Source organism: Paraglaciecola sp., from assembly GCF_039964565.1.
GTDB lineage: Bacteria > Pseudomonadota > Gammaproteobacteria > Enterobacterales > Alteromonadaceae > Paraglaciecola.
This window is the reverse complement of sequence record NZ_JBDVXF010000018.1, coordinates 14,908-29,904: the sequence shown is the minus strand read 5'-3', so window position 1 is coordinate 29,904 and position 14,997 is coordinate 14,908. Positions and strand designations below refer to the sequence as shown.

10 protein-coding genes are annotated in these 14,997 nt (G+C 41.3%); 6 read left to right on the top strand and 4 right to left on the bottom strand.

Annotated features, from left to right (window positions below):
- Positions 1-11 precede the first annotated feature (11 nt).
- The 4 genes from ABJK37_RS08110 to ABJK37_RS08095 all read left to right on the top strand — a co-directional run bounded on the left by ABJK37_RS08110 (position 12) and on the right by ABJK37_RS08095 (position 3,436).
- Complete coding sequence (locus ABJK37_RS08110) at positions 12-581, top strand: hypothetical protein (RefSeq protein WP_348351900.1); 570 nt, start codon at positions 12-14, stop codon at positions 579-581.
- 7 nt (positions 582-588) lie between these two features.
- Complete coding sequence (locus tag ABJK37_RS08105; protein ID WP_348351898.1) at positions 589-1,278, top strand: response regulator transcription factor; 690 nt, start codon at positions 589-591, stop codon at positions 1,276-1,278.
- Complete coding sequence (locus tag ABJK37_RS08100) at positions 1,259-2,647, top strand: HAMP domain-containing sensor histidine kinase (RefSeq protein WP_348351896.1); 1,389 nt, start codon at positions 1,259-1,261, stop codon at positions 2,645-2,647. Before ABJK37_RS08105 ends, ABJK37_RS08100 begins: the two co-directional genes overlap by 20 nt.
- Before the next feature lie 135 nt (positions 2,648-2,782).
- Positions 2,783-3,436 (top strand): HAD family phosphatase, encoded by a 654-nt coding sequence (locus tag ABJK37_RS08095; protein ID WP_348351894.1) that lies wholly within the window; start codon positions 2,783-2,785, stop codon positions 3,434-3,436.
- A 34-nt stretch (positions 3,437-3,470) separates the two neighbouring features.
- Here the strand turns inward: ABJK37_RS08095 and ABJK37_RS08090 are convergent, their stop codons facing one another.
- Complete coding sequence (locus ABJK37_RS08090) at positions 3,471-6,461, bottom strand: DUF3857 domain-containing transglutaminase family protein (protein ID WP_348351892.1); 2,991 nt, start codon at positions 6,459-6,461, stop codon at positions 3,471-3,473.
- 190 nt (positions 6,462-6,651) lie between these two features.
- Positions 6,652-10,713, bottom strand: coding sequence for a hypothetical protein (locus ABJK37_RS08085; RefSeq protein ID WP_348351890.1), 4,062 nt, complete (start codon positions 10,711-10,713; stop codon positions 6,652-6,654).
- 213 nt (positions 10,714-10,926) lie between these two features.
- Here ABJK37_RS08085 and ABJK37_RS08080 point away from each other — a divergent pair, with 213 nt between their 5' ends.
- Both ABJK37_RS08080 and ABJK37_RS08075 read left to right on the top strand, forming a co-directional pair.
- Positions 10,927-11,802 (top strand): DMT family transporter, encoded by an 876-nt coding sequence (locus ABJK37_RS08080; RefSeq protein WP_348351888.1) that lies wholly within the window; start codon positions 10,927-10,929, stop codon positions 11,800-11,802.
- Between the two features lie 13 nt (positions 11,803-11,815).
- On the top strand, positions 11,816-12,436 hold the full coding sequence (locus tag ABJK37_RS08075) for a YigZ family protein (RefSeq protein WP_348351886.1): 621 nt from the start codon (positions 11,816-11,818) through the stop codon (positions 12,434-12,436).
- 30 nt (positions 12,437-12,466) lie between these two features.
- Here ABJK37_RS08075 and ABJK37_RS08070 read toward each other — a convergent pair whose 3' ends face one another.
- Both ABJK37_RS08070 and ABJK37_RS08065 read right to left on the bottom strand, forming a co-directional pair.
- Positions 12,467-13,555, bottom strand: coding sequence for a DUF2855 family protein (locus tag ABJK37_RS08070; protein ID WP_348351884.1), 1,089 nt, complete (start codon positions 13,553-13,555; stop codon positions 12,467-12,469).
- A gap of 10 nt (positions 13,556-13,565) precedes the next feature.
- Positions 13,566-14,975 carry an NAD(P)/FAD-dependent oxidoreductase gene (locus ABJK37_RS08065; RefSeq protein ID WP_348351882.1) on the bottom strand — a complete coding sequence of 470 codons (1,410 nt, stop codon included), beginning with the start codon at positions 14,973-14,975 and terminating at the stop codon, positions 13,566-13,568.
- Positions 14,976-14,997 lie beyond the last annotated feature (22 nt).

Sequence of the window (14,997 nt, the reverse complement as noted above, 5' to 3'; positions counted from 1 at the left end):
AGGAAGTGAAAATGATCAATTATGCCCGAAAATACAAAATTATAGTCATGCTGCTACTTGTCGCCAGTAGCAGTTGTTTTGCAGGAATGGATGAACAGGAACTTGCAATCGCGAAAGCCATCATGGATCGGTCTGGTATCAACGCTACGAAGAGCATCAGTTTAGTTCTGCAGCAATATAAGGGTATTGTTTACGATTATGAACTAGACACAGATGATTCCGATGATGATGCACTAATACATCAAATTAAGTTGATAGATCTCGAAACTGACGTGAAACATAAGATCACTGTTTCAGCACTTGACGGTAGTATCGTAGAAATCGAAGAAGAAAGCTTATTCTCTTGGTTTTATGAAGACGATAGTGTAAAAGCAGTTAAAAAATTGCAGAAACTTAATTATAGTTTAGTGGAAGCAATGACCACCATTTCTTTACCATCCGATGGGATTTTTTATGATGTTGAGTTAGAAGACAAACAAGGTGTTGTGTATTTTGAATTAGAAATGTTTTCTTCTCAAGGTGAACAAGAATTATTAGTTGATGCAGCATCCCGAAAAATCATACCAGTATTCCAACGATAAGCATTTCATGAAACTACTTGTAATAGAAGATGATTCCACTACCAGAGAGTACATACAAAAAGGCTTTCAAGAAAGTGGTGCAACTGTAGATACCGCTGATAATGGGCCTGACGGATTGTTCTTAGCAACAACTGAGCACTATGACATCATTATTTTAGATAGAATGTTACCCAAAATGGATGGTTTGGCTGTTCTTTCTGCTTTGCGTGCAGCCAATATCCACACGCCGATCATTATTTTGAGTGCGCTGAGTCATGTTGATGAGCGTATAAAAGGATTAAAGGTTGGCGGCGATGATTACCTGACGAAGCCGTTTTCTTTTCAAGAATTGCTTGTTCGCGCCTCAATTCAAGTTGATAGACAAAAGCAATTGCTTGACCCCAGTAATGGCTCCAACACTTTGTTAACCATTGCAGATTTATCCATGGATTTAGTGGGTCATAAAGTGACACGGGGCGTAAAAGAAATAAAATTGCAACCAAAGGAGTTTCAGCTACTTCGATATTTACTGGAGCATAAAGAACAGGTCATCTCTAGAACCATGTTATTCGAAGCGGTATGGGATTATCATTTTGATCCTAAAACCAATGTCATAGATGTACATATTGCCAAGTTACGTAAAAAACTCGAAGAAGAAGGTCATTCTCAACTAATCTACACGGTACGCGGAGCTGGCTATGTGGTTAGAACGACTTAGACGATCATTCCGTACTTCAATTTGGCGCTTTACGTTAACTTTTACATGCATTGTTTTGTGCATTTGTATTGGCATACTGACTCTTGTGTATAGGTTTACGGTAAGTGAACAAACCGACCAACTTACCAAACAAGTTTTAATGACGGCGCAAAGTTTAAGCGATATCGCCAATACTGAAGGAATTGATAGAGCCTTATTTAGCAAGACTGTTGAACGACGTTCTGACAAAAGTGCATCATCTATACTGGTACTCCAGACGCCAGATAACGTCATAGGTAATCTTGATTCGATCCCTTCAGCGTTGCCCACATTGCCAGAGCTCACACATTTTCCCATTGCTGTTGTTGACCACCTTGGCCAAGCTTCAGTTACCTTAGCCTTAGGGGGCCAACAGCCAACCCGGTTTGGGCCATTATTGGTTGGCATATTGGATGACAATTATTTAGTTAGGCAACGAGACTTTTTATCTGCCAGTATTTGGGCTTTAAGCCTCACTCTCATAATTACGCTCATAACCGGCTATCTCTTCAACCGCAAGGTGTTACTGAGAATCAACCAGATGGGGCACCTAATAACAGAAGTCAAAAATGGTAATTTAAATACTCGATTACCTTTAAGTAAACATCAAGATGAATTTGACACGCTGTCTCAGCAAATCAATCTAATGTTGGACGAAATCGATAATCTTATAGATTCGGTGGCGCAAGTAACTGATGGTATTGCCCACGATTTACGAACACCTTTATCCAGGATGCGCATTTCCATTGAAAAAAATATAGATACATCAGTTGTAAATAGCGAAAAGGAAGATTGGAAACTAACTCTATTGGATGAACTCGATGGTGTCATTGCTACGTTTAACGCTATGTTAGAATTATCCAGAATTGAAAAAGGCGTGCAGCCCACCTCATTACGTCAGATAGATCTGAAACAATTATGCCAAGATGTGGTTGAACTCTCGTTGCCACTTGCTGAACAAAAAGAACAGACATTAAGTTTCGTAATATCAGAGCATGAGTCATCTGAAAAGATAGTAATAATGGGCGAACGCAACCTGTTGTTTAGGGCGATTTTTAATTTAGTAGAAAACGCAATTAAATACACTCAGGAACAGGGTCTGATTGAGCTGGAATTAAATTGGAAAGAGGCGAGTTGCGAAATTGTTGTTAGAGATAACGGACCTGGCATTCCAGAAGCATTACATGACAAAATTTTTCAACGTTTATTTCAAGTTGATGTCAGCCGGCAAAATCAAGGTTTTGGATTAGGGCTATCAATAGTTAAGGCCATAACTAAAATTCATGGCACCGATTTGTGTGTGACCTCTTGCGATCCTGGACTAGAAATTAAAATTATTTTTAATAATTGAAACTGCCTACAACGTATTTTTTGACATTTTTTGTGAAGCTCAACTCTAAAAACCATTAGAAACTAGGTTTTTTGTAGCCCCTCTGAAATGAGAGCAGTAACATATAATTAAGTTAACTATTTAAAAATTAGATATATGCCTTTAACAAATTTTGATGCGGTGTTATTCGATAAAGACGGTACTATTTTTGATAGTGAACAAGTCTGTTGTGATGCTTGGTTGGCAACGGCAAAACGGTTTAATGTAGATTTTACCGTAGACATGTTTAAGAAATTTGTTGGAGTGCCCACCGAGCAATGTAATCAAATAGCCCATCAAGAATTTGGTTTGAGCTTTCCTATGGATGATTTCATCCGAGAGACTCGCAGTTTCATTAGCGCTAAAAAACGTCTAGGACTCCCAATTAAACAAGGCTTTACCGGTTTCTTCGATTATCTTGTAGCAAACAAAGTGCCTTTGGGTGTTGTCACTTCTTCTGGCTACGACTCGGCCATTGAAAGTTTTCAGCAAACAGAACTTTTGCAAGCCCTTGATACCTTAGTGACTTTTGATGACATTACTCACCCTAAACCCGCGCCAGATTGTTACCTACTTGCGTGCCAACAATTAGCAGTATCACCGCAACGAGTATTAGTGTTTGAAGATTCAAATGCTGGTATCGAAGCCTCGTTAGCGGCGGGGTGTCACACAGTTGCGATACCAGATTTAGTGGAATTACAACCGCGACTATTGGCTGATTGCCTTGCGACAATCAGCAGCTTTGACGAGGCTTACGGGATTTTAGAGTAACCTCGCCCAATAGATTAACGCTAAGAGGCCCACGTTATTTTTTGCTCTTCCAAAGTTTATTTAGAGTATTAAAAAACAACTTATCTCCATCATCTACAGTGGAAACAAATAACATAAACTCTGAACTGTCTGTTCGCTTAATGGTAATGATTGTATTGCTGTCTTGTTCTTCAGCATATTCCACTTCAATATTTTTGATTTGATCAAAACTTGCCACTTCGAGTTCAAAGCCTTGTTGATCATCCAACCAATAAGAAAACACTCGTTCTTGCGTAAAGCCATTGCCATCGTCTCTAATGCTTAGAAACGCATCGCTGTAAAAATACTGGATGGTTTCATCTGCGGGTAAAACCTGTTTGCGATACAAAAATTTTAAATCACTTTGCAACATCTGAGATTCGGTTCTCACTGAATCCCCGGGTAAAAATGGGGTTTCGATTGCCAAGGTATAGGCGATTAAGGGCACGCACAAAATTAGGGCAACCACTTGCCTGATTTTCCACTTTGAATTGTATTTGTAGGCACCTTCAGACTTGCTATTTAGGGAGTTAATGTAGACTACCATGGGCATGAATAATAATGAGGTAAGCAGTCCTAATATGATCACAAATAAGTGTTCAAAATAACTTGAGGCAAATGAAATAATTAAATAAGCGGCAGCAAAAACCAGTGCGAAAAAAGGCAACATCACTTGGTTTTTGTCAAATCGCTGCAAGCTATCTTGTCTTAGGGCTGAAAATAACGGATAAAACCAAATTGGGGCAAAGATGCCTCTGGCGATAGGCATAATATCTTTATGATATTTTGCTTTAATGGCATACCAATTTCGATAAGACCAGTAAATCTCGTATAAGCCCATAGTACCTATGCTGAGTATCAAAAATTTCACCCCTGAAATAGGGTAAAAGTGGCTATCGGGAAATTCGGGACGTTGTCGCGATTCTACTCCCCAACTCACCCAAATAAATACAATACCAAGCAGGTAAACAACAATGAATATCTGCAAAGTAGATAAAGGCTCTTCTTCAGCAACTTCAGTTTGGGTCTCTGCTGTATCACTTTTTATGTATTTAAGTAATCCAAAGTAGGCTTCTTCTCTTAGCCTCTCTCTTGCGGCTAAGTAGTCGTCTATTTGTTCGGCGTTAACGTGGTCCGTTTTGGACTCATAGTTGAATTGCAACGTCAGTGTATTGGCTTCAAACGACACTATTTTGTGAAAGCTAAAAAACGGATTGTCTTCTACAAAATTTTCGTCATCAAAACTCCAGCCATCTGATTCAAATGTAATTTCAAAATGATTGTTAATATTGTTCGGAAACTCTAGTGCTAGCGGTGCGGTTCTTTTTAGTTGGTCGGGTTTAAATACCGCATCACGCACTTCGTTAGGGTAAAAGTCCGCTTCGTAATGTTCGTCACCTCTTTCCCAATATTCTGGGATATCGTATGTTTCTTTAAGAGAGAGTGTGCCTTGTTTATCATCAAGCTTGACTGTCATCTCAGCTGCAGAGACCAGTGATGGAAATGATTTTTGATAGTAAATTTCGTAGTTATCGGCGACTTTCTTTTTGCCCTTTTTTTCTAGGCTATCGCGTATATCCAGCAGTTCTTTTCCAGAATACTGGGTCTCTACCGAAAGAGTCACTTTGTCTTCATGTTTTTTAGGAATGAAGTATTTTTCAGTGATATGAACATAAGAGCCCGCTGTGGCTGATGCCATAGATGTTAAACTATTTTGTTTGGGTTTTAGGACTAACGCAAAACCATAATCGGGCTGATATAAGTTGGCCAAATTACCGCTTTGATTGACTAAAGTTGGATCTAACCATATCTGTTGGCCTTGGTAGTGTAGACTAACAATCACATGGTTAAAGAGGTTGGCCGCAGGCGGTCTGTGTTGTAGTAGTTTTGTATATTCGGTATCAACTAAAGCTGGGAATGCCTCAATATCAAGCGCCGCTAATATAGCGATCAACAGACTGGTTTTGTCTTTGCAATCGCCGTATTTAAGCCTAAGGGTTTCTTCTGGAGCAGTAGGAACATGAGAGTTTGCTCCCATTTCTAAACCAACGTAGCGGATTTGCTCTTGAGCATATTTTAACGCCGCAACTATTTGCGATGGCTGGTCTGGATGTAGGCTACGTATCTCGTCTGCAACCTGTTTAACGCTGCCGTGGACCTTGAATTGATACAAAGGATATGCCCAAGAAACAACGTCATTCCAGCTTTCACTTTCGCTGAAATAAACCGAACTATATGCATCGTACCACTGGGGTACTTGGGATTCAGAGTCCAGCTTTTGTGGTTTTAATCGAGTAATTTGATATTCAGTAAATTCGTCGACTTGCTTGGTTTGTATATTTGGCTCGCCATTAATTGGGGTCACAAAAAGTGGCTTAGATTTGCCCCACAGTATTCTCAAATGTTGAATATTAAGTGGCACTCCCCAATTGATATTGCGGCTATATGAAAAACTATTGCGGTAAACTGGATTGGCACCGTATCGCGTATAGCTGTAATCCAAGGTATCGCCCACTTGAAGATCTGAAATCAAAACATTTAGAGTCAAAGAGCCGTCGTAAATCTGTCTTTTTAGTTCTGATTCAGTATTGAGTAAGGTCTTTTTTGTACTCTGTAGTCGATCTAAACGTTGCCCATCTCGAAGAATAAACAGCGAATGCAATGCCAGCTTTTGATACGAAGGATCAAACTTCAGGTTAAGTTGCGAAGAACTATCCAGACCACTTTGGTTCACTATCGTTTCAACATAGCGGCTATAGGTGGTTCTATCGCCGTTTTTTGTAACGCGGATTTGGTTATCCACCATGTGGTAGTGCAAACCATTACTGACTTCATCAGTAGGCACATCATCAATTGCCCCTGGGTCGTATTGAATAACCCAATTAGGCGCCGGCTCTAACTGAAAACCTTGTGACTTTTCTGCATTAGATTGACTTTGACAAACGATTGATAGAAAACAAAAAACAACGAAAAAATCACAACGAATACGAAACAAATTAAACAACAAACTTAAATCCTTTTAGTTGAATCACTGACAGCTAATTTGGCTAAATCAACTACTAAAAAGTAGACCTATATGTCCCCAATAGATTAATCATATCATTAGTTTCCGCTATCAGTATTGAGATTTATGCCAATAAGAATAGCGGCAGAGCATCAACTCTGAAAATTGATGCGCAGCTTCTACTTCACTTTACTCAATTTTGTTTTTCCACTTCTTTAGATTTTGCTGTTGTGGTTTTTTTAACGGGTGATGAACGCCAATAACCATGGGTACCTATGACTTTCCATGCCCATTTGATCCAGCTCAAGATTGAAGTGCTCAGCCATAAAACCCATACCAGCATAATGGCTTTATAAAACCAGACCGAAATGCTCAAAATTGTGACGCTGGGTAAGTTACCCTCAGCTCTATCGGCAAACCAAGTCAGGGTGTTTCCATAAGACTGATAGCCCTCAATTCCCATGCTAGGGTTACTCAACAAACTAATTGGCACCACAGAAATCAACGACATGATTGCTATCGCGGAAAACCCATACAACACAAGCTGAGATAAATTGAACATCACATACTCAGTATTTTTAGGTCTAAAACGGCTTGCTGTAACCGCAGCAAACCATAATGCAATTAATACTAATACTCCCCAATTACTTAAACTTAGCCCTAAACCCAGTATTAACCATTGCACTGTATTGAGAGGAGAAAACTTCACCCGAGCCAACAACAAGGCAATACATACAAATGCCAACAATTCGCCCCAATACAATATCGCAGGGCCTAAGAGAGGGCCCTTTGCCCATAAAATCCAACGTTGGTTACTCACATTCACTTGAGTCGTAATGTTGCTAGAAGGAGCATGCAGATTAATTTGCGGCGGGGAAAACACTAGTGCACTCTCGTCATTGGAGCGCATGCTGATCTGTATATGATGAGTACCCGGAGAAATCGGAATAGCGAGTTGCCTAGACTCGGGTTGCAAATTGATTAAATTACCATCGGTTTTCACTTCTTTCAGTTGATAGTTTTCTGGTAACTCGATGACATGTTCACCTCCACGAGTGCTGCGATAATTGAAATCTAACTCAAGCTTTGAGGTGCGACTGCCTTGATCAATTTTGAGGTTGACACTGTCTATTGCTAATGCGTCTCCTTGCACCGCTTCGGGGCGCGATATCGCAAGCTCAAGTGACTCACCGGCATAGGGATAAAATGAGTAGCTAAAATAATCCAGTGCGTTTTGTGGTTCCATTATCATTGGCAAACCCTTCAAATTTAAGTGCCAAGAAGGACTGGTCACAATTTGCCAACGCTCAATTATGTTTTTGTTGTCGGCGGCTATGAATTGCATGGCCGTATTGCGCTCCAAAGTCGAGCTCCAACTAAATGTTCTTTCACCTGCCGCAATGGTGACTGCGACTTGTTTGTCTGCCACTGTTATTTGGTCGCTAATTACACGCTCACCTGGAAGTATCGGGACGTGTATATTCACTGATCCTGAGGTTGGTGCAATGCGCTCTACTTTAGTTTTGACTGTCCAAATTTTGTCTAGGGTTACGACCCGGGTCACTTTGGCAAAAGGCTGTTGTTTAAAACGTGTAGAAGCGGGAGAGTCTGTTTGCTCGGTGTTAATTTTGGCTAAAAACTCTAAGGTATTTCCAGACAAGACATTCCCTTGAGTACCCACAATTTCCCAATTATTGGAGTCCTGTATCACTATACGTTTGGGTGGTTCGTTAAACCTTAATTGAAAATTATCGACTGGTATTAAGCGCCCTGTGATGTCTAACCTAGAGATACCTTTAGAAACCGGTACATATAGCCAATTGTTGTGACGGACAACACCGGTGACTGCTTTATCATTAACCACAAATGATTGGCCTTGCCAAAATTCTGAGCGAGGTAAAGCAATAGCTGTAAAACTGTCTGCGTGCACAACCAGTTTAAGTGTTAGCTGCGAGTTGCTTGCAACTACGTCAACAGAATTAATTGAAGCGCAATTAGGGGCGCACTCTGGCGCTTCTAATAATCGAGTTTGTAACTCTTGCAGCATGGCTTGACTTGGAAAATTAGTGGCTTCGGCCGATGGTGTAAACAGTGGCATCATGACAAACATCACCACTAGCGCTGCGCTTGATTTATGTTTGAATTGATTAATAGCCGGTGTGATTGCGTCTTTTAACAAAAACAATAACCAAAGCAACATCAGAATAATGCCTATTACCTTTAATATTTTATAGCTGAGCTGAGATAAAATAATCAGCTCAAAGGATTGCCCTTGGGCTACAGGACTGTTCCAACTGATTGAATACTGGTTCCAACTCCAATCAGGCATGCCCGAACCTGCTTGCAATAATGAGTCAGACTGATAACGCTCCATAAAAGAATCGGCTTGGCGTACTTTTGAGCCGCTCACCATTACCATGTCAGCTTCCACTTGTGGTTGTCTGACTCGCATTTTCCGGACGGATTCTTCAGAGCGGGTTTGAATATTTGCAGCTTGCGATACACTATTTTCTACGCTGTGATGATACATAGTGTGATTACCCGTTTCTAGCTGCGGATGAATTACCGTTCGTAACTGCGTGGCGCTGAAAAGCAAGACTGATGCTGCCACTAACGCTGCGCTAGCGCCCCAATACATTTTGGCAATGCGATTGAGCTTTTCAAAAGGCTGATGTTTTTTCACCGCCATAGCTACCAGTAAATTCAGCATGACAATGACTGGAGCATTGTTTTCTTGATAAACCGCCAATAACATCAGTGCGGTTAACACGCCAGGCACTACCCCTGCTAAACGAAACGCGGCCAATGATGCCAGTAATACAATAAAACTTGCCCAAATTGACCAACTACTCCACCAGCTATCAGAAACATTATCTGCGCCAAACACCGCAAAGAGTTTATTGCCTGGCGGTAGATTCAATGTAATCGACACCCGCTCAAAATCATTCTTCCATCCTGATACTGGTAGAGTAGATGTTGCATTCATAACACCGCTAGCCTTCACATCGACTTGGGGGTAACGATTTTCTATTCCTCTTTCATCTGCAGTTAAACTGGTAATAAGTACCGCGCCGTCTTGATCTTGGGCCGCTTCAAGCTTGAATGGCTGTGGCATGCTTAATCGCCAGTCTTGCACCATAGTTCCGCTAATTTGGTCTTTAAATGAGTACACCGCATTGTCAAAAGAGACCCACATAGTGCGATTTAAGGTAAGTTGATTTTCGAGATGTAGAGGTTTGCCGCGGTGCACTACATCGTAGCGCAGCGTATCTTTTTCAGTTAACAAGTAAGCGGGATAGTTATACCAGCTTTTCGGCATATCTACTTGTCCACTATCGATCACGCTCGCACCACTGAGTTTACCGAAACGTAACTTTTCGTCGCTTTCGAACGCCCAAACTTCATCTTTGGGCCAGTTGTGAGTTTGCGGGGGACGTTGCCACTCTATAATGGTTGGAAGTGAGTAAGCATTAACTATAACTTGCCATCTGCCCGGTTTGACTTTTGAGTGCAACACTCCAAGGGCATCTAAATAGGCTGGCGTGTCACTTTGAATACCGGCAAGCTCAAAGTTTTTTGGTAACACTTTGCCTAAGGCTACTTCACGCATTTTTCCGGATACATCAATTGAGATAATAGTTTTGAGTTGTAAATAAGGGCCGTCAGTGATTTTTCTCACCACGCGCATGTTTAATGACTCTTGCTCGGTTTGGCCTTGAGTCGACTCTTGAAACCATAACTGGTTATTTTCTATTTTAGGAAAGTTAATTGCTTGTCCGTTGATAGACATATTCACTAGTGCAACTGAACTAGGAAGCGAAATGCTCGCAGGCATTTGTTGCCAACTTAACTTACCAGTAACTAAATAAGTGCCTTTTTCTAAGGTAATGACGGGGCGATTTTTTTGTTCCAGTACAACAATGTTTTTACCGTTCACCTTCACTTCATGGGGCCAATATTTTTGATTGCCCAATAAAGGGATCTCAGTTTTAGAAAATACTTCCCAGGATTGTCGAAATTCCGCTCCTTGCTGATCCACTACAATGTCTACCACATTTGGCCATGCACACAGATGATTGTTTAGGATGTTATAATCGGTTTGATTAACAAAAGGGCAGCTTAAGTTTTGATAATCTTTTAGCACCCATGATTGCCAATCTTTTAATTGTTGCGGTATCGATTCCTCGGCAAAAGAACAGAATGAGGTGACTAGGCAAATGAGTAGTAAATGACGCAAAATTTTAAGTGAGGCCACGTTTTATTCCTTGTGTGCTTTTGTGTAGTTTGCCTTTAGTGACAGAAACAAATCAATAGTTTTATCTTGATGCCATAAATGATATCAAGTCCTCCAAAAGTAGAAATTCAACTCAATTGGATATACACCGAAAATACTAGATATGTGATCAGGTGATTAAGCTTTATGGCTTTTGTAGGGTAAGATCATGTTTTAGGTCAATAAGGAATTTTTGTGAGCTGGGTTTTCTTTACTTTGGGTGCAGTGGTGATGCAAACGTTTCGTAACGCTTTGCAAAGTAAATTAAGTGCGCATATGAGCACCTCTGGCGTGACCCTATCACGCTTTTTATTCGCGCCTCCTATTGCGTTGATATACCTATTATTGCTGTACACTTTTTCAAATCAATCCATCCCCGAGTTCACCACAGAATTTATATTGATAGTTTTACTTGCGTCTGTGATGCAAATTTTCGCGACTTCGTTAATGGTGATTTTATTTAAACAAAAAAACTTTGCTATTGGTGCAGGACTTGCCAAAAGTGAAGCCTTAGTCGCCGGTGTACTAGGAACCTTGTTTTTTGGGAGTCAACTCAATTTATTTGGTTGGGTAGGTATTTTAATTGGGGCGGCCGCAATTTTTGTGCTGTCAGGAGGCGGCCGAAAAGGGCAGCTTAGCTTTAAAACTGTATTGATAGGTTTAGCCTGCGGTACGTGTTTTGCTCTCACATCGTTATACGTGCGAGAAGCCAGTCACATGTTACAAGTGCCTTTTCCTCATAGCGCGGCTTGGGTATTACTTTGGGTGTTATGTATTCAGACAAGTCTGTTAGTGAGCTATATTGCAATTAAAGACAGAAGTACTTTTAGTGCCCTTAAAAACAACGCAAAAATGACCTTTGCTACGAGTGCCACCAGTTGTTTTGGCTCTATTTGTTGGTTTAGTGCGATGGCCCTACAACATGTTGCTTATGTCAAAACACTTGGCCAAATAGAGGTATTATTGACCATTTTAATCGCCACATTCTGGTTAAAAAACAAAGTCAAACAGTACGAGATAATAGGATTGTTGCTTATCGCAACTGCGGCAATTTTAGTGATGTGGGCTTAATAGCGAATCAACCATGACAGCAGCAAGTTATCAAGTGCCAGCAAAGGTACATCAAGTAGAGTTAGAAGTTAAACGCAGTAAATTTTTGACCTTTGCCGCGCCTGCCGTTAATCGTCGTGAGGCAGAGGATTTTATTCGTTCATTGCGAGAGCAACATCCTCAGGCCAATCACGTGTGCTGGGCTTATATTGCTGGCGCACCCAATACAACTATTCGCTCTATGAGTGACGACGGAGAGCCCAGTGGCACTGCTGGTATGCCTATGTTAAAAGTACTCGAGTACAGTGGGTATGGCGATTTAGTAGTGGCAGTGGTGCGCTACTTTGGAGGTACTAAGCTGGGCACAGGAGGCCTGCAGCGCGCCTACTCTGATGCGGTTTCTTTAGTGTTATCAGAATTACCCTTAAAACTAAAGGTCGCTCGTACTGCTGTGCAACTAAGTTACGACTACGCCTATGATGGTAGTATTTCGCGATTGTTAGAGCGTTATGACGTAGAAAATATAGAACCTAAATATGCTCAGCAAGTCACTCTAGCTATTGCTTTAGCGAGTAGCGAGCTGAGCACTTTTAAAAGTGATGTGACCAATATCACTGCAGGAAATGTTGAAGTTGTAACACCTGATGCGGATTAATCGGTCAATGTATCGGTGATAGGAAGACACTTACATTTTAATGATTAACCCTGCCTCAGGATCTACCTTACCGTCACACACATCCTGATAAACGTCAGCCAAACCATTTAAGCCATGCAACTGAGTCAGCTTTAACCAACTAGCACTTCTTTGAATAGTAGATTGCATAAAGGCAGTGGTTTTTTGCTCAAATACTTCAGGGCCCCAGTCTTTAATACGTTTTTGAATATGCGCCGGGGCAAAAAACATTTCGCTGCGTTGCTGAATAAAGTCGGGACCCATACCACCGTCTTCCCAATGGGTGAAACCCACATTCGAACAAAACTTCATGTTGGCGCCAAGGTGTTTATGTAGCCGCCCTAGTACTTCTCCGTTTCCAGACATATCCACTATGACAGTGGGTATTGATGGGTCAATCGAGGTCAAGTTGTCATAAGTCACTGTGCTGTCATAAATGTCCAAATCAGTCACCATGCCCAGATTGCGCTGCGAGGTCATGCCAATGGTACTGGGGGCATTTATGTCATCAGACAGGGCATAGCCTAAACCAATGCTAGTTTTACTAGAGGCACTAATGACCACAACTTGTTCGGCACCAAACCAGTTTCTGTCTTGCAAGTTGTCGTATAAGCAATATGACGTAATATGCAATGGAAACAACAACATCCGATAATCATCCATCGCCTTATTATAATTTGGCTCTGCCAATACCCTGCGGTAGGCGTTATATCCTGATGGCAAAGGAGCGCGATGTTCAGCCCCATCTATCCAGCGATATTCGCTAACAGCAGTAGGGGTCATTTTAAGGTAGGTAGCTGGCGGAAAATAACCAAATAAACGCTCGCCCACCGCGACGTTTTCTGCATTAGATGCCACTACATCGGCAAAACCCCAAACCGGTAAAATCCCCCACTCCTTTACATCTTTTCCTGTGGGTGGAAAAAACTGCCAATATCCAAATTGATCACCCACTACAGCATAGGTAATGTTGTTAGCGGTAAACGCAAACTTGTCAATTTTCACTAATACTTCGCCAGCAGCGATGTCACTTTCTGATAAGTCAGTGGCCACGACTCTATTGGTATGATAGTTATCTTTGCGTATTTGAAATTCACTCATCATTATTTCCTTAGCTCGCCGCACTTTGTATTTGCGCCAAATATTGTTGAAGTTTACCCATTGCTGGCTGCGCATTTTCTCGTAAGCGCTGAATGATGGCTTGTTTTTCTACTTCGTCGTCTTTCACGCTGCGCATTAACTGGCTAAACCCATCAAGTCTATTTTTTAGTAGCCAATTACGTAAATTATCATCCTGAGACCAGATGTACTGGTTCATCATAAAGGCCGCGGTTAAACGTAACCAATCGGTTAAGGTGTTTGGTAGTGGTACGACATTACAAATTTTATTCTTAACCTCTTCTGGGTAAGCTAACTCTATGTGAGCAATAAAGGCGGCACTGAAAACGGGTTGGTAAGAACGCACTGTTTGCGGAGTAATTAGATTGCCTTCAAAAATAGGCTTAGTTTCTAAATTCACCAAAGCACTCGCTGAGCAGTCAATGTGAAGATGGTTTGTTGATGTGGGGATTGTGCCTTTTTCTAACACTATTTGGTTGCTTTCAAGGCTCGTCACTCTGCCCTTACGTATTATGTTTTTGACTTTACGTAACTCTGCTAATTCCATTTGGCTGACCGTTGCACCATGAAACATCTCTGGCTGAACATTAGTATCAATCCGCAAGAACACGCCGGCTTTCTCTAAGCGATCAAACATATCCTCAACCGAACTAGATTGCGCTATCGCTTCCATTTGCGCCGCCTGAGCACCAATGGATTCAACAAAAAACTCTTCGGTAGGTTGGGTATTTTGGCGGTCAATTAACCAAGCATCTCTTGGCATGATCCATTGGATGTCGTCGGGATTGACATTTTTTTCGAGCAACCACAAAACTGCATCAATGCCTGTTTTACCGCCTCCAATCACCACATAACCTGCAGGAGGTTGTGTCACTTTGGGTAAATCATTTAATGGCATAAATTGCACATCAGCCGCAATGCTGAAATTAGGGGTATGAGTTGAGGGAACATGAGTATTCAAATAGGTGGCATCAACCGTTTTTTTATTCACTTTAACTTGATGGGTTTCACCAGTAAGTGAAGAAACAAACTTACCATCACCTTTGTAATCACACATAGGGAAATACTGTACCCTTCCAGAAGGTAAAAACTGTTCGCGCATCACGTCATCGAAATAGGCACTCACCTCAGCTCCAGATGCGAGCTCGTTTAATCCTTTGTTAAGACCCACTTTGTCAATACAGCCCTTACTCAACTCACGAGAACTGACTCCATAAAAAGAAGAAGGTTGATGCAAAGTCACAAAAGGATAGGCGACGTTCCAATGGCCACCGGGTTTATGGAATCGGTCGACAATCATTATGTTGGCGTCACTGTCGGTCAGTAAGATATCGGCAAATGCCATACCTACCGCACCACTGCCAACTATTAAGTAATCTGTTTCATGGGTGAATGTAGTCATTATTTTTGTCCTGCTTAATATG

Bases quoted from the DNA above. Each gene is read 5' to 3' on its own strand.
- ABJK37_RS08110 (WP_348351900.1), top strand. From the start codon at position 12: ATGATCAATTATGCCCGAAAATACAAAATTATAGTCATGCTGCTACTT.
- ABJK37_RS08105 (WP_348351898.1), top strand. From the start codon at position 589: ATGAAACTACTTGTAATAGAAGATGATTCCACTACCAGAGAGTACATA.
- ABJK37_RS08100 (WP_348351896.1), top strand. From the start codon at position 1,259: ATGTGGTTAGAACGACTTAGACGATCATTCCGTACTTCAATTTGGCGC.
- ABJK37_RS08095 (WP_348351894.1), top strand. From the start codon at position 2,783: ATGCCTTTAACAAATTTTGATGCGGTGTTATTCGATAAAGACGGTACT.
- ABJK37_RS08075 (WP_348351886.1), top strand. From the start codon at position 11,816: ATGACAGCAGCAAGTTATCAAGTGCCAGCAAAGGTACATCAAGTAGAG.
- ABJK37_RS08070 (WP_348351884.1), bottom strand. From the start codon at position 13,555: ATGAGTGAATTTCAAATACGCAAAGATAACTATCATACCAATAGAGTC.
- ABJK37_RS08065 (WP_348351882.1), bottom strand. From the start codon at position 14,975: ATGACTACATTCACCCATGAAACAGATTACTTAATAGTTGGCAGTGGT.